The 23051-nt window shown below is 35.8% G+C and carries 16 protein-coding genes; 14 read left to right on the top strand and 2 right to left on the bottom strand.

Features of this window, described 5'->3' with window-relative positions; genetic code table 11:
- Positions 1-1325: 1325 nt before the first annotated feature.
- The 7 genes from P6936_RS02155 to P6936_RS02185 all read left to right on the top strand — a co-directional run bounded on the left by P6936_RS02155 (position 1326) and on the right by P6936_RS02185 (position 15262).
- Positions 1326-8819 carry an FMN-binding protein gene (locus tag P6936_RS02155; protein ID WP_276880708.1) on the top strand — a complete coding sequence of 2498 codons (7494 nt, stop codon included), beginning with the start codon at positions 1326-1328 and terminating at the stop codon, positions 8817-8819.
- 63 nt (positions 8820-8882) lie between these two features.
- Complete coding sequence (locus P6936_RS02160) at positions 8883-9590, top strand: ferric reductase-like transmembrane domain-containing protein (protein ID WP_060929731.1); 708 nt, start codon at positions 8883-8885, stop codon at positions 9588-9590.
- 162 nt (positions 9591-9752) lie between these two features.
- Positions 9753-10628: a D-alanyl-D-alanine carboxypeptidase family protein gene (locus P6936_RS02165; protein ID WP_276880709.1), complete on the top strand. Its 876-nt coding sequence runs from the start codon at positions 9753-9755 to the stop codon at positions 10626-10628.
- A 56-nt stretch (positions 10629-10684) separates the two neighbouring features.
- On the top strand, positions 10685-12013 hold the full coding sequence (locus P6936_RS02170; RefSeq protein WP_276880710.1) for an aminopeptidase C: 1329 nt from the start codon (positions 10685-10687) through the stop codon (positions 12011-12013).
- A gap of 86 nt (positions 12014-12099) precedes the next feature.
- Positions 12100-13050, top strand: coding sequence for a mannose-6-phosphate isomerase, class I (gene manA / locus P6936_RS02175; protein ID WP_276880711.1), 951 nt, complete (start codon positions 12100-12102; stop codon positions 13048-13050).
- 2 nt (positions 13051-13052) lie between these two features.
- The gene (locus P6936_RS02180) at positions 13053-14348 is read left to right on the top strand and encodes a beta-N-acetylglucosaminidase domain-containing protein (RefSeq protein WP_276880712.1); all 1296 of its coding nucleotides are present in this window, start codon (positions 13053-13055) and stop codon (positions 14346-14348) included.
- Positions 14349-14392: 44 nt separating this feature from the next.
- Positions 14393-15262: an ROK family protein gene (locus P6936_RS02185; protein ID WP_276880713.1), complete on the top strand. Its 870-nt coding sequence runs from the start codon at positions 14393-14395 to the stop codon at positions 15260-15262.
- A 51-nt stretch (positions 15263-15313) separates the two neighbouring features.
- Here P6936_RS02185 and P6936_RS02190 read toward each other — a convergent pair whose 3' ends face one another.
- Positions 15314-16756 (bottom strand): nicotinate phosphoribosyltransferase, encoded by a 1443-nt coding sequence (locus P6936_RS02190; protein ID WP_060929725.1) that lies wholly within the window; start codon positions 16754-16756, stop codon positions 15314-15316.
- Positions 16757-16876: 120 nt separating this feature from the next.
- Between P6936_RS02190 and P6936_RS02195 the strand changes: the two genes are divergently transcribed.
- On the top strand, positions 16877-17527 hold the full coding sequence (locus P6936_RS02195) for an HAD family hydrolase (RefSeq protein WP_276880714.1): 651 nt from the start codon (positions 16877-16879) through the stop codon (positions 17525-17527).
- Positions 17527-18009 (top strand): PTS system mannose/fructose/N-acetylgalactosamine-transporter subunit IIB, encoded by a 483-nt coding sequence (locus tag P6936_RS02200; protein ID WP_004837578.1) that lies wholly within the window; start codon positions 17527-17529, stop codon positions 18007-18009. Before P6936_RS02195 ends, P6936_RS02200 begins: the two co-directional genes overlap by 1 nt.
- Before the next feature lie 52 nt (positions 18010-18061).
- Here the strand turns inward: P6936_RS02200 and P6936_RS02205 are convergent, their stop codons facing one another.
- Positions 18062-18412: an SdpI family protein gene (locus P6936_RS02205; RefSeq protein WP_060929723.1), complete on the bottom strand. Its 351-nt coding sequence runs from the start codon at positions 18410-18412 to the stop codon at positions 18062-18064.
- A 95-nt stretch (positions 18413-18507) separates the two neighbouring features.
- Between P6936_RS02205 and P6936_RS02210 the strand changes: the two genes are divergently transcribed.
- The 5 genes from P6936_RS02210 to P6936_RS02230 all read left to right on the top strand — a co-directional run bounded on the left by P6936_RS02210 (position 18508) and on the right by P6936_RS02230 (position 22888).
- Complete coding sequence (locus P6936_RS02210) at positions 18508-19641, top strand: glycosyltransferase (RefSeq protein WP_060929722.1); 1134 nt, start codon at positions 18508-18510, stop codon at positions 19639-19641.
- Complete coding sequence (locus P6936_RS02215) at positions 19637-20650, top strand: glycosyltransferase family 4 protein (RefSeq protein WP_060929733.1); 1014 nt, start codon at positions 19637-19639, stop codon at positions 20648-20650. The genes P6936_RS02210 and P6936_RS02215 overlap by 5 nt, the downstream gene beginning before the upstream one ends.
- On the top strand, positions 20634-21326 hold the full coding sequence (locus P6936_RS02220) for a hypothetical protein (protein WP_060929721.1): 693 nt from the start codon (positions 20634-20636) through the stop codon (positions 21324-21326). Before P6936_RS02215 ends, P6936_RS02220 begins: the two co-directional genes overlap by 17 nt.
- Positions 21327-21486: 160 nt before the next feature.
- Positions 21487-21843, top strand: a complete 357-nt coding sequence (locus P6936_RS02225) for a DUF2089 domain-containing protein (protein ID WP_276880715.1) — start codon at positions 21487-21489, stop codon at positions 21841-21843.
- On the top strand, positions 21836-22888 hold the full coding sequence (locus tag P6936_RS02230; RefSeq protein WP_060929720.1) for a DUF4097 family beta strand repeat-containing protein: 1053 nt from the start codon (positions 21836-21838) through the stop codon (positions 22886-22888). Before P6936_RS02225 ends, P6936_RS02230 begins: the two co-directional genes overlap by 8 nt.
- Positions 22889-23051 lie beyond the last annotated feature (163 nt).

The raw sequence follows: 23051 nt of genomic DNA on the forward strand, positions 1-23051 counted from the left end.
AAAAACTTTAATCGGCTAAAATGCCAAGAAATTTATGAACGCCTATAAAAAAATTATGGCTTTCTGGAAAATCAAATAATAAAAAACAGACTAAAAGCTTTGAAATCGCTCCAAAACGCCTTCAAAGCTTTTTCTTTTGCCTGGGGCTTTTTAGATAAAAAAATAAAATCTTAACACAGATTTAATATCATATCATATATAATATACCCAGAGGGTATAGTATATGATTTTATATTTATTCATAAATATAAAATTTTTAATCTTTTTTAAAATTTAGGAAAATTTTAAAAAAATTAAAATTTTTGTGGTCAAGACTCAAGGAAAAATAAACTTTTTATAAGCAAATCACACTTTTACAAGCTTCTAAGAAAAGAAGCACTCCAAAAAAATTGTAAATATCAACATTTATAGCGATAAACCCCCAGAATAAGAAACTAATAAATCATTATAAAAAATCCCTAAAAAAAATTTAAAAAAGTATTGACAATGAGAATTGTTATCTTTATAATAAGAATTGATTGCAGTATTATATTTATATAGTTGCATAATTGCATAAAATATTGCATATAAAGTTGAGAGTATAGACAAAACTCCTTGATAATCCTTTCTATGAAACAAAACCTGAGTCTAAACAAAACTCCCACAATTTGACGACTAAGGTATATGTTATTTCTTTCTTTGTTTCTATTAGTGCTCTCAAAGATTTTGTCTATAAGCTGGGCTTTATATAGTTTATAGGCTTGCTTTCTAGATGATTTTCTCTAGCTTGCAAGCCCTATAAGCTATCAACCGGCAAACATTTAAAATGCAAAGTGGATTACATTGCTATAGCTAGGATTAATTTCTAGCTAGACTCATAGGAAATATCTGTGACCAGAGGAAGGATAAGTTAAGCTACTTAACTATAGTATTTTATCTTCTTATTAGAATCATATAAGCAAAGCCATATTTCATAGAAGTCTTGTTAATTTTCACAAAAATCCTTATTGTTCACTATGAAAGTGGATTTATTATTAAGAGTCTATAGGTTAGATTTTTGAATGTTACATACTCAACTGAACGTATAAAAACGATATCAAGGCTAAAGCCTCTAAATATAGCTAAAGGCGAACTTAGGCTAGTAAATAAGAAAAAGAAATGAAAAAGCTTATTTATCGAAAAATAAGAAAATATTGATGCTAACTTATTGTCTACTAGATAGGATTGGACTTTGCTATTATTCGAAACTTAGTTTTCAAACTAGGCTATAGCGAAAAGATTGCAAACAAACTTATACAATTATAAAAATAATAACTGTAATTAATAAAATAAGTTAGGAGTAGTTAATGGGGAATAAAAGATTAGAGTGGATATCTGTATCGTCACTTATACTCGCTATTTCTGCTGGAATTGTATTCGGAACAATTTCCATAGGCTCTCAGTCTAAAAAAGCTGATAGTCCAAAAAACAAGACCGAGCAGACGGAAGACAAAGACAAAAATACAGAAAAACACAAAAAAGATGATCTTAATGATGATAGTACCTACACCGACGGCGTCTATGAAGGAAGCGCAAGAGGTTATAGCAGTGATGTAACAGTTAAAGTTACTATAAAAGATGGAAAAATAGCGGATATTGAAGTTGTTTCACAAGATGAAACACCTGAATACTTTAATGAAGCTGTAAAAGTCTTAGATGATATAATTGATGCCAACAGTACTGACGTAGATTCTATCTCAGGAGCAACCATATCATCAGATGCCTTAAAAGAAGCTGTTCAAAACGCTTTGCAAAAAGCTGAGAAGAAGGGAACTTCAAAAAAAGGAAAATCCCAAAAGAATAAGAATAAGAAAAAATCTAGCGCTAGAAGCAGAAAATCTAGATCTAGTGGATCAGCTATTGGTCATTCTTCTGGACCAGCAAGGTCTTTGGCTTCATCATCAGTTAATATACCAGAAGGTGGTCGCCTAAAAGATGGAACATACCAAGGATCTGCCTCAGGATATAGGGGAAATATAAGCGTATCTGTAAGCGTAAGAGATGGCAAAATTGCTGGCGTAGACATCCTTAGCTACAATGATGATGATGCTTACTTTAACAGTGCCCTTGCAGTAATCAACAGGATGATTGGTCAAACAAGTGCTAATGTTGATTCAGTATCAGGAGCAACCTACTCAAGCGTGGGCATAATAAATGCTGTAAATGATGCTCTAAATAAGGCAGTTGAAGGCCCATCTCAAGGTAAAAATAATAAAAGAAAAGCAAATTCAAAAGCTGCAAACAAGCCACTAGCAAAAAATAAGAAAACAGAAAATGACAAAAAAACTGGAAATAAGATCCAAGATAAGCCATCAACCCAAGCTACAAGGCCAAAAGAAGGCAAGCTAAAAGATGGAACATACACTGGATCTGCTAGAGGCTTTAAGGGAAATATCGGCGTATCAGTAACAATAAAAGATGGTAAAATAGCAAGCGTCGATATAACAACGAATGAAGATGACCAAGCCTACTTCAACAGTGCTATTGGAGTAATCAACAAGATGATAGGCAAACAAAGCGGAACAGTTGATTCAATATCAGGAGCAACCTACTCAAGTGTGGGAATAATGAATGCAGTAAACGATGCAATCAACAAGGCTATAGATAATTCATCAAGTAAAATCCCAAGCCTTCCTACACCAGCACCAAGTCCACTTCCTACACCAAGTCCATCACCATCACCAAGCCCAGTGCCAACACCAAGTCCATCACCAACACCAAGCCCACTTCCACCAAAAGAAGGCAAGCTAAAAGATGGAACATACACTGGATCTGCTAGAGGCTTTAAGGGAAATATCGGCGTATCAGTAACAATAAAAGATGGTAAAATAGCAAGCGTCGATATAACAACGAATGAAGATGACCAAGCCTACTTCAACAGTGCTATTGGAGTAATCAACAAGATGATAGGCAAACAAAGCGGAACAGTTGATTCAATATCAGGAGCAACCTACTCAAGCGTGGGAATAATGAATGCAGTAAATGATGCAATCAACAAGGCTATAGATGATTCATCAAGTAAGATTCCAGAAATTCCTAAACCAAACCCATCTCTTCCACCACTACCACCACAACCGGAACCAGGCCCAGGCAGTGAAGAAAAACCAGGCGAAAAGCCAACACCAGGCCCAGGTAGTGAAGAAAAACCAGGCGAAAAACCAACACCAAGCCCAGGTAGTGAAGAAAAACCAGGCGAAAAACCAACACCAAGCCCAGGAAGCGAAGAAAAACCAGGCGAAAAACCAACACCAGCTCCAGGAAGTGAAGAAAAACCACAAAGCAAGGAAGAAAAGGCCCTAGAAGAGAAAATGAGAAAGGGAGAGCTTGCTGAGGGTTCATTTGACGGAGAAGGCTCTGGATACAATACTGGAAAAGGAAAAGTTAAGACAAAAGTAGTAATAAAAGATGGTAAAATCATAGACATTGTAAGAGATGAAGATAGCTACCCAGATGATGGAGATGCATTCAGAACAACATCTGCCAAGATAATTAAATTCCTAAAAGACCCTGTAAATGGTAAGCGTAACATAGCTATAATGAAAATGCACATGGATATGGTAGAGCAAATTGCAAATGCTACAGATCCTGTTGCCAAGGCTAGGGAGCTTGTTGGGGATTATGGAGCAAACTATATCAAGAATAATAAGGATAATCCATCCTTCCCTCTAAGAGCTTACGCTTCTTATGCAGTCAAAGCCTACCTATCACCAAAATACAAGGCTAAGGAAATGTATGATGCAGTATCAGGTGCCACATTATCAGCTGGAGGAACAGCCCTATCTGTAGATGCTGCCCTTGCTAAAGCAGAAAATGATAAAAAGACAAATAGCAATATAGACAAAATTGAAATTGTAGAAAACAAGGATGGCTTGATAGAGAAAAACTTCTACACCAAAAAGGTAGAGTTGCTTTCAAATAAAGCTGACTTACTTGATTTGAGTGATTTAAAAGTAAAACTTATTTACAAGGATAAGAAGGAAGAAATAGTTTCCTACAAGGATTTTGCTAAGTATGGCCTAGAAATCAAAGGTGAAGATGGAAAAGCTATTTCTGATAAGATGAACTTTACAGATGAAGTAAAGAATAAAAAAGTTCTTAATGCAACAATTACCCACAAGGACTCAAAGAGAAGTGTAGATTTAGCTATTAAATTCGGTCTTTATAGCAAGGACTATATAAAGAAAATGGAATATAGCCTAGATAAGGGTCAAAGTTGGACAGAGATAGAAAATCCAACCTTATCAGATGAAAACAAGAAAAATATAGCTGAAAAGCAAAGTATCAAGCTAAAGAAGGATGACCTAGGAAAGGAAATCCTAGTTAGAACTACAACAGTTAAGGGCAACACCTACACCTACAAGAGTGATGATAAGGGAGTTCAATTTGATAGAATAAAACTTCCTTGTACAGATAATTCTTATGAGAAAAACAACAACGCATCATTTGCAGTCTTCCTTGTTATTAGTGAAGATAAGTCAAGTCCAAGTAAGCCAGGCCATGAAGTAGATCCACACAAACCAGAAACTGAAGCTAGTGATGGTGATATCGACCTAACATTCGCTCTTAAGAACCTTAACCACAGAAAGATTGATGACCTTACAATCAAGGCTGCCAATGGTGTTACAATAACATCTGCTGAGGGACTTCCAGAAGGCCTAAGGCTAGAAGGAAATAAGATACTAGGAACTATTGAAATAGCAGATGATAAATTCGAAGGAGCTTATAAGGTAATTGATGTAACAATCCATGCTACAAAAGATGGAAACAACATCAAGAAAACTCTAAAGCTTACAGTCTACCAAGATAAGGATAGGGATGGAATAGATGATAACGAGGAAGGTTATAAGGGAGCAAATAGATTTGACCCTACAACACCAGGAAATAAGACTCCTACAATAGAAAAGGTAAGGGGAGAAGCTGAACCAACCCTTGATGAATACAAAGCCTTGTTTAATAATATCCCAGATGACGGTTCGGTAAAAGTTGAAATTACCCAACACCCTGATATGAATACAAAGGATTCACAAGCGACAGCAAAACTTAAATTCACTTCAACTCATGTTTCTGGAGTTTCATATAAGTTAATAGCTGTAAAACTAGTAGATAAACCTAAGCTTGATCCAAAAGCTCAGTTGGAAAAAACTATAGATAGTCTAACCGTCAGATCAAAGCTTCTCAATGGAGAATTTATGGGCTACGGAGTAGGCTTTGATGTATCCAGAGGAAAACTAAAGACAATAGTAAAAATAGAAAATGGGGATATCAAGCAAGTAACCTTTGTTGAAGGTAAGGGATATTCTGGTGACCAATATAGGACTATGTCATCAAAGGCTATCTCATACCTAGCTGGGGATAATGGCAAGAGAAATGTCGCAATCCTTAGAGCTCACGAAAGCTATGTAAACCAAATCATGGCAGTTGATGATATGGATAAGAGAAAGAAAAAGGCTGAAGAACTCCTAGGCAAAGAATACGCTGATAGGATAACAGACCTAAGAAGACCAGAAATGATTTCACCAATAGTTAGAGAGTTTATAGCTGGAAAGCTTGGAGGAGAAGCTAAACAAATGCTAGATGCTGTTACAGGTGCAACTCTAACATCAGGAGGTCTTGGTCAATCAGTAGACAACGCCCTAAGAATGTCAGCCAATGACAAGGAAACTGGAAACGACATCAAAGAAATCAATATAGTAGAACCAAGTGATGTAAATGGATTAACAGGTCAAAAGATTCTAAAACAAGATAGATCAAAGGCCTTGGACCTAAGTCGCTTAAAACTTGAACTTGTACACAAAGACGGCAAAAAGGAAGTTGTTGAATACAAGGACTTCAAAGCTAAGGGCATAGAAATAAAAGACAGGGATACAGGCAAAACACTTGAAAACAATACTCGACTAACAAATGAAGAGATGAATCAAGCTATAATTGCTGACGTTACCCACAAGGGCTCAATGAGAAGCACAGACTTCGCTATCCAATTCGAAACATACAGTGACGATTATATAGTAGCCATGGAATATAAATTCGATGGTGGAAATTGGCAAGAACTAGCAAATCCAGCTAAGGATGCTAACAATGTTTCTTACAGGCAAACAATCAAAATTAACGATGCAAATCGTGGAAAGAATGCAAGCTTCAGACTCAAAACAAAATCTGGCAAGACCTATGAATATACTTGCACAAGCCCAATTACAGACTACGACTTTAAGTACACCTTCCTAAAGGGTAAAGATGTAGCAACAGACAATCCAAATGCTAACTTCGCTCTCTATATCACTTTCCAAAAAGAAGGATCTACAGAATCTAAACCAGATGTAGAAAAACCAGATGATGAAGGTGGCGAAGGTTCAGATTATGAAATACCAAAAGATGCAGTGGAAGTAGGAGCTAGTGATATTAATGCAAATCTAGCCGCATCTTACATTAATTATAAGGAAATAAGTCCTATAACAATTAATGCAGGTCAAGGAGTAACTATCGAATACGTAGATGGCCTACCAGATGGTCTTGACTTTGTAGATGGAAGCATAACAGGTCTACTTTATAGCGAAGACAGCTTTGGCTCTATGAAAGAGTATCCAATTACCATTTATGGAAAGAAAGATGGTAAAGCTATAAAGAGAACTCTAAAGCTTACAGTCTACCAAGATAAGGATAGGGACGGAACATCTGCCATGGAAGAAGGCGAAGATGGAGATGTGATGTTCAATCCTGAATTTAAGGGAGAAACACGTAATGACCAATGCTTGACTGCTTTTATTGGTGGCGATGAACCAAGCATCGAAGATTACAAGAAGTTGTTCAAGAATATTCCAGATGATGGTTCTGTAACAATAGAAGTAGTAAAGAAACCTGATATGAATGCTAAGGATAAACAAACTATAGCAAGGCTTAAATTCACTTCAACTCATGTAGATGGAGTTTCCCACAAGTCCATAACTGTAAAATTAAAAGCGGCTAAAGCTAAACCAGATCCAAAAGATCAGTTGGAAAAAACTATAGATAGTCTAGCCATCAGATCAAAGCTTCTCAATGGAGAATTTATGGGCTACGGAGTAGGTTTTGATTTATCTAGAGGAAAGCTAAAGACAATAGTAGAAATAGACCATGGGGATATCAAGAATGTAACCTTTGTTGAAGGTAAGGGATATTCTGGTGACCAATATAGGACTATGTCATCAAAGGCTATCCCATATCTAGCTGGGGTTAATGGCAAGAAAAATGTCGCAATCCTAAGAGCTCACGAAAACTATGTAAACCAAATCATGGCAGTTGAAGATATGGATAAGAGAAAGAAGAAGGCCGAAGAACTCCTAGGTGAAAATTACGCCAAGAAAATTAAAGACCTAAGAAGACCAGAATTGATCTCACCAATAGTTAGAGAATTTATGGCTGGTACTATTGGAGGAGAAGGCAAAGAAATGCTAGATGCTGTTACAGGTGCAACCCTAACATCAGGAGGTCTTGGTCAATCAGTAGATAACGCCCTAAGAATGTCAGCCCATGATAAGGAAACTGGAAATGACATCAAAGAAATCAATATAATAGAACCAAGTGATGTAAATGGAATAACAGGTCAAAGAGTTCTAAAACAAGATAGATCAAAGGCCTTGGACCTAAGTCGCTTAAAACTTGAACTTGTACACAAAGACGGCAAAAAGGAAGTTGTTGAATACAAGGACTTCAAAGCTAAGGGCATAGAAATAAAAGACAGGGATACAGGCAAAACACTTGAAAACAATACTCGACTAACAAATGAAGAGATGAATCAAGCTATAATTGCTGATGTTACCCACAAGGGCTCAATGAGAAGCACAGACTTCGCTATCCAATTTGAAACATACAGCGATGACTATATAGTAGCCATGGAATATAAATTTGGTGATGGTAATTGGCAAGAATTAACAAGCCCAGCTATGTCTAAAGAAAATCCTAACAATGTTTCTTACAGGCAAACAATCAAAATCAACGATGCAAATCGTGGAAAAATCGCAAGCTTCAGACTTAAAACAAAATCTGGCAAGACCTATGAATACAATTGCACTAGCCCAATTACCGACTACGGCTTTAAGTACACCTTCTTGAAGGATAAGAATGTAGCAACAGACAATCCAAATGCTAACTTCGCTCTCTATATCACTTTCGAAAAAGATGGAGCTTCAGGATCTAAACCAGATGTAGAAAAACCAGATGATGAAGGCGGCGAAGGTTCAGATTATGAAATACCAAAAGATGCAGTGGAAGTAGGAGCTAGCGATATTAATGCAAATCTAAAAGATCACTACGATAACTATAAGGAAATAACACCTATAACAATTACTGCGGGCCAAGGAGTAACTATAGAAGATGTAGAAGGTCTACCAGAAGGTCTTGACTTTGCAGATGGTAGCATAAGTGGACAACTTTATAGCGAAGATAGCTTTGCCTCTATGAAAGAGTATCCAATCACCATTTATGGAAAGAAAGCTGGTAAAGCTATAAAGAGAACTCTAAAGCTTACAGTCTACCAAGATAAGGATAGGGACGGAAAATCTGCCATTGATGAAGGCGAAGATGGAGATGCGATGTTCAATCCAGCTTTGAGTGCAATGAAAATTGAGAAGAAGGTCGGAGAACCTGCTCCAACTGTCGAAGACTATATGAAATTAATCACAAACCTACCAGATGATGGAAGCGTATCAATTAAATTATTAAAAGATCCAGATATGTCAAAACCGGGTAACAACATGATTAGGATAGAGTTTAATTCAACTCATGTTCCAAAAACTTTTAGAACAACAATTAATGTAGTTGTTTCTTAGAAAATATTAGCTGCAAGACTCATTTGGGGTCTTGCAGCAAAATTTTAACTATAAGGAGAAAAAATGAATTTAATCACAGGGCTTTTAATAAGTGGAATCTTTTTCTACTTAACTAGCGATATGTTAAAAAAATATAGCCTTGCCTTTTATGTGGGATTTTATGCCATGATCCTTCTTATGATTGGGATTAATGCCCTAGGCTATTATAAGAATTTATCTCCTATTGGAAAGTTTTATATAGACCTTTTCCAAAGGGGAGTTATATCGACTTCTATGTTCATAATAATAATGTTTATAGGGGTATTTACCAAGCACAACAAGCTAAGCAAGACATTTTTCACCATAAGAGGGGAGATGTCAATTATAGCTTGCCTTATGGCTTTGACCCACAATATTATTTTTGGGGTAGTTTACTTTGTTAATTTATTCAAAAAGCCATCATTTATGCCAGCACAAGTAAAGATTGCAGCAATTATAAGTTTGATTTTGATTTGCCTTATGATTCCGCTTTTTATTACATCTTTTAAGTGTGTAAGGAAAAAAATGAAGGCAAAAAGCTGGAAGAGATTGCAAAGATTAGCCTATCCTTTCTTTATCTTAATCTACATCCATGTTATGCTTCTATTTTCAATGAATGTAGAAAAGAACAGACTTTCTATCATAGTATATACTCTAGTTTATGTTTCTTATGTTGTTCTAAGACTAAGAAAATATATTATTTCTAGGCAAAAGCTAAGCGATAGAAAAGTCCTAGCCCAAGCTAGTGTTTAATAGAATATATAAGGCGGGGATTATCGACTAGCCATTAGCGATAATCCTTTTCTTATGGGAATTTTTACGAATAAATACTTATTAAAGAGTTTATGAGGTGTATAATAAGTAGAAGACATAAATATTTGCCTAAGACTAAAATGTTAGAAAGAAGGTAGCTTAATGAAGAAAAAAATAGGGGTACTTGCCCTTGGTGTTTTAATAATTGTAGGGCTGGTATTTGGGAAAAAGTATTTATCGAATAAGGATGAGAGATTTCATGATGATAGTTTTACAAGCAAGGCAGTCTATATTTATAATTTGACCGACGATAAGGAGGTCTATGCTAAGAATGCTGATGAGCCCTTGCCCATGGCATCCCTTACAAAAATAATGACTGCTTTAGTAAGTCTTGAGCATATTACAGACCTTGGGGCACTTGCTCCTATTGATCATGATGCATATATGGATGCTGTTAATGCTAATGCTTCTATGGCAGGTTTTAGGGCTAATGAAACTACAACTTATAGGGATCTGCTTTATGGGACAATCCTCGCCTCAGGGGCAGAGGCTTGCGACTCTTTGGCTATTAATGTCAGTGGGTCTGTTGATGATTTTGTAAGGTTAATGAATGCTAAGGCAAAGGAGTTAAAGCTTACTAACACGTCTTATGCCAATGCTGATGGGATGGATGATGAAAAGAACTATCAATCAGCTAGGGATTGTGCCATGCTTATAAAAGCTTCTTTGGAAGATGGAAATTTTAGGGCGATTTTTACAAAGAAGGAGTTTCTATCAAGTCCAACTAACGAACATCCGGATGGACTTCATATAGCAAGTACAATTTTTAGTCACCTTAAAGACTATGACGAAAATGGCTTTGAAATTATTGGTGGCAAAAGTGGGACTACTGATAATGCTGGCCTTTGCTGGGCGACACTAGCTAAGAAAGATGGCAAGGAATATATAGTAGTTGTCATGGGAGTAGCCTTTACTAATATAGACGACCTTCCAGATGGCCACATAAGGGAAACTTTATCTTATCTGGAAAAAATCTAACTAATAATAACTATCAATTATTATTCTTTTAGGTAAAATAATATAGAGGTGAAAAAATGATTAATAAAGAAAAATTTAAAGACTTAGATAAGAAATTTTATGCCGACAGGGCCAATGTTATAGGTCAAAGTGCAGTTACAAGAAATGGCATTACAGAATCTGTCCTAGATCCTGATGTAATCAAAGATATGCGTCACTCATTTTCACTTGAGCTAAAGCAAGGGGAAATTACAGATCAAAAGCAATCTGGTCGTTGTTGGATGTTTTCTGCCCTAAATACTATGAGATATAGGATTATAAAAGACTTAAAGCTCGAAACCTTTGAGCTTTCTCAAGCTTATCCTTTATTTTTTGATAAGCTAGAAAAGAGCAACTATTTTCTAGAATCAATTATCAAAACCTTGGATGAGGACCTCCAAGGAAGACTTGTAAAACATATCCTTGCTGATCCTTTGGGAGATGGTGGTCAATGGGATATGTTTGTAAATTTGGTTAACAAATATGGAGTTGTCCCAAAATATGCCATGCCTGAAGTAAATGCTTCATCAGCTACAAGGGAAATGGACTCCTATCTTACAAAGATGTTGAGGTCTTTTGCCAAAGATTTGAGAAAGGCTCACCAAGAGGGCAAAAGCCTAGAAGAATTAGAAAAGATGAAAGATGGCTTTAATGAGGATATATATAGGGCTCTAACTCTTATCCTTGGAACTCCACCAAAGACAATAGACTTTGAAGCAAGGGATAAGGATGACAATTATATCTGCGATAAGAACCTAAGCCCTAAGGAATTTTTCGATAAATATGTGAAGATGAACATAGATGATTTCGTATCCCTAATCAATGCCCCAACAGCTGATAAGCCATTTAATGAAACCTTCACAGTTGATTATCTCGGCAATGTTTGCGAAGGTAAGCCTGTCAAATACTTAAACCTTCCTATTGATGAGTTAAAAAAAGCAGCTATCAGACAACTTGAAGATGGATATCCTGTATGGATGGGTTGTGATGTTGGCCAAAGCTTTGTAAGAAAAGAAGGAATCCTATCAACCAAGGCCTTCAAGCTAGAAGAGTTATTCGGTCTAGACTTTGCTATGACCAAGGAAGATAGACTAGATTATTCAGAAAGTCTTATGACTCACGCTATGGTCTTTACTGGAGTTGACCTTGATGATGAGGGTAATCCTATAAGATGGAAAATAGAAAACTCTTGGGGAGATCGTGCAGGCAACAAGGGCTATCTCGTAATGAGCGATGAGTGGTTTAATGAATATATGTATCAAATAGCTGTTGATAAGAAATATCTAACCGATGATCAAAAAAAGGCTTGGGAGAAAGAACCAATCCACCTAAAACCATGGGATCCTATGGGCTCTCTTGCTAAATAGAAATCTTGGACCTTAGGGTCCTTTTTCTTTTACTTTTTTTAAGATTTATAATAATATAGAAGTAAGAAAGAGTAAGGAGGGAATTGATGGAAAAAATTCTATTTTTGGAAGGTAAATTCAGAGAAAAAATCTGGGGAGGAAGTAAGCTTAGACAGTTTTATGAAATCCCATCAGATAAGACGGGAGAGTATTGGGCCATATCGGCTATGGGAGATATGAGTTCTGTAATTAAAAATGGGCAATTCAAAGGTGAAAGCTTAGAAGAGGTCTATAAAAATCACAAGGAGCTTTTTGGAAATCCTAAGGAAGAAACTTTCCCCCTCCTAGTAAAGATAATAGATGCCAATGACGACTTATCCATCCAAGTTCATCCAGATGATGAAATGGCCCAAAGGCTTGAAAATTCTAGGGGAAAGACCGAATGTTGGTATATCTTAAATGAAAAAGCTGCTTCAATAATCTATGGGCTAAAGACAAGGGATAAGAATCTTGCTTTAAAATTAATTGATGAGAGAAGATGGAAAGACCTACTTAGGGAAGTTCCTACAAAAAAGGGAGACTTTTTCTTTGTTAAGGCGGGCACTGTCCATGCTATAAAAAAGGGCTCCTTAATTCTTGAAATCCAACAGGCCAGTGATTTGACCTATAGGCTTTATGATTATGATAGGACAGATAAGGATGGCTTGCTAAGAGAGCTTCACCTAGATAAGGCCAAAGAAGCAATAAAGATAAATGAAAATGACACTGAGATTAAATCCTTCGGCCAAGCTAATATGAGGGGAAGGATTTTGACGGAAAATGAATATTTTTCTGTTCTTGAATACAAGCTTAGGGGAAAAAATAAGTTCACTAAGGATAAGCCTTATAGTCTTTTTAGTCTCGTAGATGGAAAAGGAGAAATATATATAGATGGCAGGTCTTATGGGATAAAAAAGGGTGATTTTTTTATACTTAGCAAATTTTGCGATAAATTTGAAATCAAAGGAGAACTTAGCCTTATAGAGTCCTATCCGACTACTTTATTGGAAGAGGAGTAATTATGCTAGAAAAAAGAGGAGTTATTGAAGGCTTCTATGGGATTCCATGGAGCTTTGAAGAAAGAATGTCGATGATAGAATTTCTTTCTGCCATCGGAATGAATCAGTACGTCTATGCGCCAAAGGATGATCCCTACCACAATATTAAGTGGAGAGAAGCTTATCCGGATGATAAATTAGCTGAGATTAGTAAACTTAAAAGCCTTTCCGAGAAAAAAGGTATAGACTTCGTTTGGGCAATCCATCCTGGACAAAACTTGATTGATTTTAACTTTTATGAAGAAGAAATGGCGAGGCTTTTTGCTAAATATGATAGCCTTCATGAGGCTGGTGTAAAATCTTTTGCCCTTTGTATGGATGATATTGACAGGGATCTTGCCTATGAACAAAGATATGAACATTTAAGAATGGTTAAGGATATCCTAAAACATATAGAATCTTTTGAAAATAAGAACTTGCTTTTTGTCCATCCTTGGTATAACGGCGCTTGGACTGATGAAAAGGGAGAAGAATATCATAAGATTTTTAGGGACTTGGACAATTTATCTATAATGTGGACAGGTTCTCATGTAGTAGTTCCTCTTTCTAGGTCATCTAACGATAGCTTTATGAAATTAAGTGGAAAGAAGGCAAATATTTGGTTCAACTGGCCAGTCAATGATTATCTAAGAGATCAAATTTTTATGGAGGTCTTTGAGTTTTATGATTCGACCGACCTAAATTGTGAATCAATCCTATCTAATCCTATGAATCAAGCAGAGTTAAGCAAGCTTGAAATTTATCAAATAGAGGATTTTATAAAAGATCCAGAAGGCTATGAGCCTATAGAATCTTTCAAAAAAGCCCTTTCCTACCTAGATAAGGCCGTTTGCCATGAGCTTTTTATAATTGCGGACTCTTTTTTTGGCTCAGGCGTCTACGATAAGTTTGAAGGTAAAAAATATTTAGAAGATGCACAAATCAACGAAGCCTACAAAAAAGGAGATTTTGAAAAGTTGAAGGCCTTACTTGATAGAAAGCTTGCTGCTATAGATTCTTATTATAAAAATTATACAAATCAGAGTCTATTTAGGGAGGTTGATTGCTTTTTTACAGCCCTAAGCTACTTATTAAAGGCAGTAAGATTAGCAATTGATGAAGATTTTCTTGGGGCAAGAGAGTTTTATGATAAAAGTTTGGCTTGTAAGATTTCAGTTCTTAAAGAATCAAGCCTAGATAGCTATGAGCAAATAGGGGTTAAGACTTCCAGGGTTTTGGAAGGAATCTATGAGGCTTTAAGCCAGAAGCATCCCTCATAATAACTTATTATGATTTTAGATCGCAAGGATAAAAAGGAGAAAGTATGTACGGATCAATTGAATTAGGCGGAACGAAAATTAGATGTGCAGTGTTAGATGACTTGGGTAATATTGTAAAAGAAATTAGGATCAAGACAGGAAATCCAGAAGAAAATATGAAGGAAGTTGTGGAATTTTTAAGGGGAAATCCTGTAAAAAGCATAGGCATAGGAGCCTTCGGCCCTATAGATGTGGATAAAGAGTCAAAGACCTACGGTTATGTCTTGGAAACTCCTAAAAAACTTTGGAGAAATTTTGATCTCTTGGGTTCAATCAAAAAGGAAATAGACCTTCCTATGGGCTTTACAACGGATGTTGGGGCAAGTGGAATAGGCGAATATGAGTACGGAGCAGCTAAGGATAAGAGATCTTCTGTTTATATAACAATAGGAACTGGCGTAGGTGGATCTTATATCCAAGATGGTGTCTTGCTTCAAGGCTTCTCTCATCCAGAGATGGGCCATATAGAAATAGCAAGAGAAAAAGATGATGAAGTTAAAAGTTTCTGCGACTTCCACGATTCTTGCTTTGAAGGACTTTGTGCAGGGCCAGCCCTCGAACTAAGGTCAGGGGATAGGGGAGAAAATCTAGATAAGGACGATCCGGCCTTTGATATCCTAGCCAAATATATAAGCAAGGGACTAATGAGTATAACTATGATTCTAAGACCTCATATAATTATAATAGGGGGTGGAGTTGCCAATAAGGAAGGCATGATTGAAAAAATAAGACGTGAATTTGATAAGCTAGACAATAAATATATAGATATCCCTAGGGCGGATGACTATATAGTTTTCCCAGAGTTAGGCAATGAAGCAGGCCTAATAGGTGGCTATGTTTTAGCTAAGGAAGCCTTAAAGGAAGCTAGCAATTAAATTAAGCATGAAAAAGGAGCTTGTGTAAGACCTACATAAGCTCCGATTTTTTTATTTTCTTTTTGCTTCAAGTATTAAGTTTTGTTTTAAGTTCCAGAGTTCTTGGGAAAGGTCGACATAGTAGTTGTGAGGTTGGTCGAATCTTTTAACCTCATCCCAAAGGCTAGCTACTTCGGCTTTGGAGTAGGTCGCTATTTCATCAAGACTTGGATTTTCGTATATTAACTTACCAGCTTCGAAAACTTTTACCTGCATCTTGCGGGCTGTGTAGTCTTCCATCCTCTTCATCTTCCAAGTAAAGAGAGGATCAAAGATTACCATTGGCTTTGAGTCATCGACTATTTCATTATCAAGTGCTATATAATCAGCTTCAGCCTTGCCAGTTTTTTTGTCATAGAGCCTGTAAACTCTCTTTTCGCCTGGGGTTGTAATTTTTTCTACATTCTCAGAAACCTTGATCTTTGCTTGGATATTTCCATCGACTTCAATTCCGACAAGCTTATAAACTCCACCAAAGACTGGGTCTGACTTGGCAGTTATTAGTCTTTCGCCTATACCGAAAGAGTCGATTCTTGCTCCTTGGGAAAGGAGGGATTCGATTTTAAATTCATCTAGGGAGTTACTTGCTACGATTTTGGCATCAGTAAAGCCATTTTCATCCAAGATTTTTCTAATTTCCTTAGATAGGTAGGCCAAGTCGCCTGAATCTATTCTAACTCCTCCAGAAATTCCCTTTGGCACAAGCTCTTCTCTAAAGACTCTCATGGCATTAGGAAGACCTGAGTGAAGGGTATCGTAGGTATCTATTAGAAGGATACAATTGTTTGGATAGGCTTTGGCATAAGTCTTAAAGGCTTCGTACTCACTAGGGAAGGCTTGAATCCAAGAGTGGGCCATAGTTCCTCCAGCCTTAAAATTGTATTTTTTGGCTGAGTAAGTGTTACTTGTAATAGGTGCTCCACCAATATAGGCTGCTCTTGCTCCATTAATAGAAGCGTCAGCCCCTTGGGCACGTCTTGCACCAAATTCCATAACTAATCTATTTCCTGCTGCCCTTACAATCCTATTTGTCTTTGTAGCAACTAGGGAATTGAAGTTCATTGATAGGAGTAGATAAGTTTCTAATATGGAACATTCGATAATTGGAGCTTTGACAGTAACTATAGGCTCGTTTGGAAACATAACAGATCCTTCAGGGAAGGCCCAAATATCACCTGTGAATTTGAAATTTCTCAAATATTCAAGAAAGCCCTCGGAAAAATCTGAGTTTTCTCTAAAATACTCGATATCCTCATCACTAAAGCTTAGGTTTTTGACATAAGAAATTATGTCATTTAGTCCAGCAAAAATCGAAAAACCTGCTCCATCTGGATTTTTTCTATAATAGGCATCGAATATTGCTGTGGTATCTTTCATACCATTATTAAAATAAGCGTTTGCCATAGTAAATTCATAAAAATCACTAAGCAGACTTAAATTTCTATATTCTTTCATAATCTCCTCGATTTAATTTACTTTATTCTATTATACCCAATCGGTAAATGAATATAAATTTTTATAACAAAATCAATAAAAAACAGGTAGAGTGATAGAGAAGAGATACGAGGAGAGATTATGTATATATTTGATATAGATGGAACTTTGTTAAATACAATAGAGTCAATAAATTTTTATATAAACAAGACTTTAGAAAAATATAAGCTAGGAGAAATTTCCAAGACTAAGGTTAGGGAGTTTGTCGGAAATGGGCCAGTTGTTTTGATAGAAAAAACTTTGCATTTTGTTGGGGCAGACCCTGATTCTCGTTACAGAAAAGAAATCTTGGATTTCTACAATAAGGCCTATGACGATGATCCGACCTACCTATTAAAACCTTATGATGGGATTAGGGAAAGCTTAGATGCCATCAAAAAAAGAGGAGAAATTATTACTTGCTTTTCCAACAAGCCAGATTCAACCTCTAATAAGGTGATAAAGGCTGTTTTTGGCAAAGATTACTTTGATTTTATTTTGGGCTATAAGGAAAGTTACAAGAGAAAACCATCTGCTGAGGGAATTATTATTATAAAGGAAAGATTTGGAGTGGATTTTTCTGATATTCTTTATTTCGGTGATAGTGAAGTCGATATGAAATGCGGTAAAAACGCTGGGATATTTACAATAGGATGTGCTTGGGGTTTTAGAGATAAGGCAATACTTATGAAGGAGAAGCCAAATCTTATTATAGATGATCCGAGTGAAATAAAAGATATAAGGAGGATGTAGTGGGTAAAGTCAAGCTTTGTAGGATAGATTCACGCCTATCCCATGGCAAGGTCGTAGAAGTTTGGTCTAAGGAACTTGATACAAAAACTGTAATAATAGCCAATGATGAAGTAAGCTTGGATGATTTTAGAAAAAAAGTCATGGACCTTACCATACCTGAAGGAATTTCTGCCTTTTATTTAAAGGTGGGCGAGGTAGGATCTTTTCTTAAAAATTACGACGAGGATGTCTTTCTCATAGTAGATAGTGCCAGCGATTTGGAAAAAATCAGCCAAGAAAATATAGAAATTCCAGAAGTAAACATAGGCATAATTCACATGGCCATAGGAAAAAAGGCCCTTACTGATCAAGTAGCAGTAGATGATAAAGATTTGAAAATTTTCGAGGACTTTTCTAAAAGGGGAGCAGATGTATATGTAAGGCTTAGTCCCTACTCCCAAAAAATGGAAATTAATTCCTTGTTTGATAAAATTGATAAATGAAAAAGGAACCGAGAACATAAGCCTATGTTTTCGGTTTTTAAGTAAAAGTAACCTATTTATCTTTAAGGGAGAATTTCTTTCTCATCCAAAGCTTAACTATGGTGAATAATAAGATTAGATACAAGACCACAAGTCCTGTTATAAGGATGGCAAGATAGGTCCTGTTTGATCCGATGTATAGGCATAGGGGAAAAATTATAGCAAAAAATACAATTCCTAAAAGTATTGCTATTTTGCCAGCTAATTTATTGCCATAGGTCCAAGTCTTTTTTGAATAGCAGACTTCCCATACATGAAAACCGACAGTCATCTCTGGATAGGCTGAGTGGAAGTTTATAAGAAAAACTCCAATATAAATACTAAAAACAAAAAGTAGGGTATCGGTAATTATTAATGCTCCCATATTTCACCTCGCTAGCTTCTATTATACCAATCATAAATTATTAAACGAGTCTTTGTAAATTGTTTTATTTATGTTATCCTTATAAGGAGGTACTTATGAAAATATTAATCACTAGCGACTGGTACTATCCTGTTATCAATGGAGTAGTAAGGTCGGTTTTAAATTTAAAAGAATATTTAGAAAAACAGGGCCACGATGTTAAAATCTTGACTCTTTCTAATACTATAAAATCATATAGGGCTGGAAACATTTACTATATAGGAAGCCTATCAGCAAGAAAAATCTACCCCGAAGCAAGAGTAACTAATCTCTTATCAAAAACTTACATAAAAGAAATAAAAAAATGGGGACCTGATATAATTCACTCCCAATGTGAATTTTCGACTTTCATTATGGCAAAGACCCTAGCCTACGAATGTAAGATTCCTATAGTCCATACCTATCACACAATTTATGAGGATTACACCCATTATTTTATAGCAAGTAAGAGGATGGGCAAGAAGGCAGTTGCCCTTGCCAGCAAGAAGTTTTCTGATATGTGCAATGCAATCATAGCCCCAAGCGAGAAAACTTCTAACTTATTAAAGGAATATGGCATAAGTGAAGAAAAAATCTATGTAGTTCCTACCGGTATCCACATACCAGAAATCATCAAGACTAATCCAAGAGAGCTCCTCTCAATCGGAAAAGACGAGAAAATCCTCCTCTACTTGGGAAGGATTGGAGAAGAAAAAAACATAGAAGAGATTATCGACTACTACCAAAGACTAGATGATCCTAAAATAAAACTCTATGTAGTTGGTGGAGGCCCTCATCTTGATAAACTAAAAGAATTTGCTAGTGGCTTTGCTAAGGAAGTAAATTTTGTAGGCATGGTAAGCCCCGAGGATGTAAACAAATACTACCAAATGGCTGATGTTTTTGTATCAGGATCAACTTCAGAAACCCAAGGCCTTACCTATTATGAAGCCCTTGCCAATGGAACAACAGCCCTTTGTAGGAAGGACGGGGCCCTCGATGGGGTGATAATTAATGGCTACAACGGTTATGTCTATGAGGACTTCGCTGGCTTTAATAGGAGCCTAGAAAAGATAATGGAAAATAAAAATTTTGAAAACTACTTATCCAAAAATGCCAGATCCTTCGCCATTGAGAAATTCTCGGTAGAGGCCTTTGGTCAAAAGTGTGAGAATATCTACAAGAAGGTAATAAGTGACTATGAGCATTAAAGTATTAATATATTCAAAAGACTATGACTTGGTCAAAGAAAGTGGGGTAGGCAAGGCTATTGACCATCAAATATCTGCCCTAAAGAAGGTCGGATGTGATTTTACCTTAGATGAAAATGACGACTACGATCTTGTCCATATCAATACAGTCTTTCCTAAGTCCGTATCTTTTGCCAAAAAAGCCCATAAAAAAGGCAAGAAAGTAATCTATCATGGCCATTCAACCATGGAAGACTTTAGAAATTCCTTTATTTTTTCAAATCAATTAGCTCCGCTTTTCAAGAAGTGGCTAATCCACGCTTACAAGCAAGGAGACCTAATCCTTACGCCCAGTGAATATTCCAAAAATATCCTAGAAGGCTACAAGCTTGGCAAAAAAATTGAGGTTGTTTCCAATGGAATCGACCTAGATTTTTGGAAAAAGAAAGCTTGTGATAGAAAAATATTTTACGAAAAATATAAGCTTGATGATAAGAAAAAGTCGATTATATCGGTAGGCCTTCCTATAAAAAGAAAGGGGATTGATGATTTTATTAAACTCGCCCAAAGCCTTCCCCAATATGAATTTGTCTGGTTTGGCAAACTCGATAGGGCCTTGATGAGTCTTAATATCAAAAGGCTAATAGATGAAGCTCCTTCTAATTTAAAATTTCCAGGCTATGTAAATAGTGAAGATTTAAGACTTGCCTATAGTGGATCTGACCTTTATCTTTTTCCAACCCACGAGGAAACTGAGGGGATAGTCCTCTTGGAAGCCTTGGCAACTAGGGCGGACATTATAATTCGTGATATAGAAATTTTCGAAAAAGACTATGAGGATGGAGTCAATATCTATAAGGCTAAAAACCTAGATGATTTTAGGGAAAAAATCATAGGTCTTTGCGAGGGTAAACTTAAATCACTAAGTGATCTAGCCTATGCCAAGGCAGAAGATAAATCTATAATAAATACAGGCAAAAGGCTTGTAGAAATCTATGAAAGGGTAATAAATAATGAGATCTATAGTTAAACTTTTAGCTTACATACTTGTGGCAATCCTTATTCCAAGCCTTGTTATGGGACTTGTAACTTTCCTAAAGGCAAGCGAGCTTGTAGTAATCATAAGCCAATTTATAATAATGCTTTTATTGGTAATTTCCTTTACTAAGTCTTTCGAGTTTATGAGAACTTATGAGCTAAGGACAAATCAGTTGATAAAACAGGCAAGAAGTATAGAGGAATTGAGAAGGCTTAGGGAAAAAAGACTTACTTATAAATCAAAGGCTATGGTTACAAGGGAAATCTTAAATAGAGGATTTTCCAAAGAAGAAGCAAATAATTTGAGAAAATACACCGACTCGGTTGACGATATGAAACATTATTTTTCAGCCTTAATCGCAAGCTCTTCTGGCAAAGAAAGAGAAGAAATTAAAATCAGAAGAGATAATTTTAACAAAAAATATGCAAATAGACATAGGATATATCCAGACTTTAAGGAAAATCTAAAGACAAGTATCAAATGGCTTGTCGCCTTTTTCCTCCTCCTAGGACCTGTAAGCATAGGGAAAAAGAGCCTTTCAATGACTCCTTCTTTTTTGTATTTACTCTATCTTTTAGGTCTAGCTATGCTTTTAGCCTTCATGATAAATGCAATAATCTGGCTTATAAGGACTACAACATCATTTTGGGATAGGAAATATATTTGATGAAATTCGCAAGGAGACTTGTGGATTTTTATTTGCAAAACTTACACATCTGAAAGTTGTGATTGATATGTTAAATAATTTCACTGTATATTTTAAAATATTCAAAGCTAACTTTACAAATATATAAGAGCGAGTATAATTTTATCAAAAGGGAGGTCTTATGATTAATAAATGTCCAAATTGTGGTGATGAGATGGTTATCACCTCTTATAGATGCAATTCATGTTATACAGAAGTTACAGGCGAGTTTGAGATTGACAAATTTCAAAGATTAGATAAAGAAGATAAAGAATTTATTGAGTTATTTTTACAAAAAAGAGGTTCTATTAAGGATGTGGGAGAAGAAATAGGCATATCTTATCCTACAGTTAGAAATAGAATCGACAGAATAGTTTCTAAACTTGGGGGTAAGGTCGACAAGAAGGCTGGCAGGATTGATATACTCAATATGCTAGATAATGGTGAAATTACAGCTGAGAAGGCTAAGAATCTATTAGAGGAGCTTAAAGATGAATGATGAAAAACAAATGATTTTAAATATGCTAAAAGAAGGAAAGATCACTGTTGAACAAGCTAGCGACTTACTAGGAGCTTTGGGAGCAAATAAGAATAAGTCTGATAATCTTACTAACAAGATTACTGGAGCGGTTGATAGTATTATAAAAAAAGCAACTGATACTATCCAAGCCATTGATCTTGATCAAGCTTTGGATTTAAGCCAATTTAACTTTAAGGGCGAGTATAATACCCACAAGGAAATTAGGGTAGATGATGAGATTAAGACCATAGATATTGATATAGTAAATGGTGATATAGAAATTGACAAGTCAGATGATAATTCTTTAGTCATTAGGGCAGATGTTTGGGCAAAAAAGGCTGACCTTTCAGACTTCCTAAACGTAGAAGTAGCTGGTGATAAGCTATCAATTAACTTAAATGAAGCCTATAAGTTAATACAAGCTACTTGTGATTTAAAAATAAGCCTACCAGCTAGTAGCTATGATGATCTTTCTATTAACCAAGTTAACGGAAAAATCGAGATAGCAGATGTTGATTTTAATAATCTAGATCTAAATACTGTAAATGGTAGGATTCTTTTGATAAATACTAAGGCTTTTGTAAATGTTTCTAATGTCAATGGTAAGATAGATATTAAGAATGTGTTCGGTCCAATAGATATAAACAATGTCAACGGATCAATCTATGCCTACAATATAGGTGGAGATTATGCTGATATTTCCACAGTTAATGGTAATGTTAGGGTAGATGGTCTAGGATCTTCAAAATTAATTGCCAATTCTAATGCTGGAACTATTAGAGTTTTCAATATCAAAAGCACTAAGGAGATATCACTAAAGTCTGGCTTTGGCAATATGGTAGTTGATACTAGCGATTTTGATGGAATAATTAGGGCTAATGTTGAAAGTAAGTCTATAAATATTACAGAAAAATTTGCCAACAAGATTCAAGATGGCAAGGGCTATGAAATTAGCACAAGTACAGAAGATCCTGATTTATCAATAAAGGTATCTTGTGACTTTGGTAGAGTTTCTCTAAGATAAAGATACTTATAGACAAGTTATTAAACCCCGAAATCCAAAAGAAGGATGGAGGGGTTTTCGTTTGGGAAATTTTATTTTCTGATAAATTTGTGTATTTTTTTGTAAAATCCTATCACAAATTCTTTAGTCTTTGGGTCTTTTCATGTTATAATATATTCAAGAG

It is taken from the genome of Anaerococcus tetradius (assembly GCF_947087635.1).
Lineage (GTDB): Bacteria > Bacillota > Clostridia > Tissierellales > Peptoniphilaceae > Anaerococcus > Anaerococcus tetradius.

Bases quoted from the DNA above. Each gene is read 5' to 3' on its own strand.
- P6936_RS02160 (WP_060929731.1), top strand. From the start codon at position 8,883: ATGAATTTAATCACAGGGCTTTTAATAAGTGGAATCTTTTTCTACTTA.
- P6936_RS02230 (WP_060929720.1), top strand. From the start codon at position 21,836: ATGAATGATGAAAAACAAATGATTTTAAATATGCTAAAAGAAGGAAAG.
- manA (WP_276880711.1), top strand. From the start codon at position 12,100: ATGGAAAAAATTCTATTTTTGGAAGGTAAATTCAGAGAAAAAATCTGG.
- P6936_RS02225 (WP_276880715.1), top strand. From the start codon at position 21,487: ATGATTAATAAATGTCCAAATTGTGGTGATGAGATGGTTATCACCTCT.
- P6936_RS02205 (WP_060929723.1), bottom strand. From the start codon at position 18,412: ATGGGAGCATTAATAATTACCGATACCCTACTTTTTGTTTTTAGTATT.
- P6936_RS02170 (WP_276880710.1), top strand. From the start codon at position 10,685: ATGATTAATAAAGAAAAATTTAAAGACTTAGATAAGAAATTTTATGCC.
- P6936_RS02190 (WP_060929725.1), bottom strand. From the start codon at position 16,756: ATGAAAGAATATAGAAATTTAAGTCTGCTTAGTGATTTTTATGAATTT.
- P6936_RS02180 (WP_276880712.1), top strand. From the start codon at position 13,053: ATGCTAGAAAAAAGAGGAGTTATTGAAGGCTTCTATGGGATTCCATGG.
- P6936_RS02155 (WP_276880708.1), top strand. From the start codon at position 1,326: ATGGGGAATAAAAGATTAGAGTGGATATCTGTATCGTCACTTATACTC.
- P6936_RS02195 (WP_276880714.1), top strand. From the start codon at position 16,877: ATGTATATATTTGATATAGATGGAACTTTGTTAAATACAATAGAGTCA.
- P6936_RS02220 (WP_060929721.1), top strand. From the start codon at position 20,634: ATGAGATCTATAGTTAAACTTTTAGCTTACATACTTGTGGCAATCCTT.
- P6936_RS02165 (WP_276880709.1), top strand. From the start codon at position 9,753: ATGAAGAAAAAAATAGGGGTACTTGCCCTTGGTGTTTTAATAATTGTA.
- P6936_RS02185 (WP_276880713.1), top strand. From the start codon at position 14,393: ATGTACGGATCAATTGAATTAGGCGGAACGAAAATTAGATGTGCAGTG.
- P6936_RS02210 (WP_060929722.1), top strand. From the start codon at position 18,508: ATGAAAATATTAATCACTAGCGACTGGTACTATCCTGTTATCAATGGA.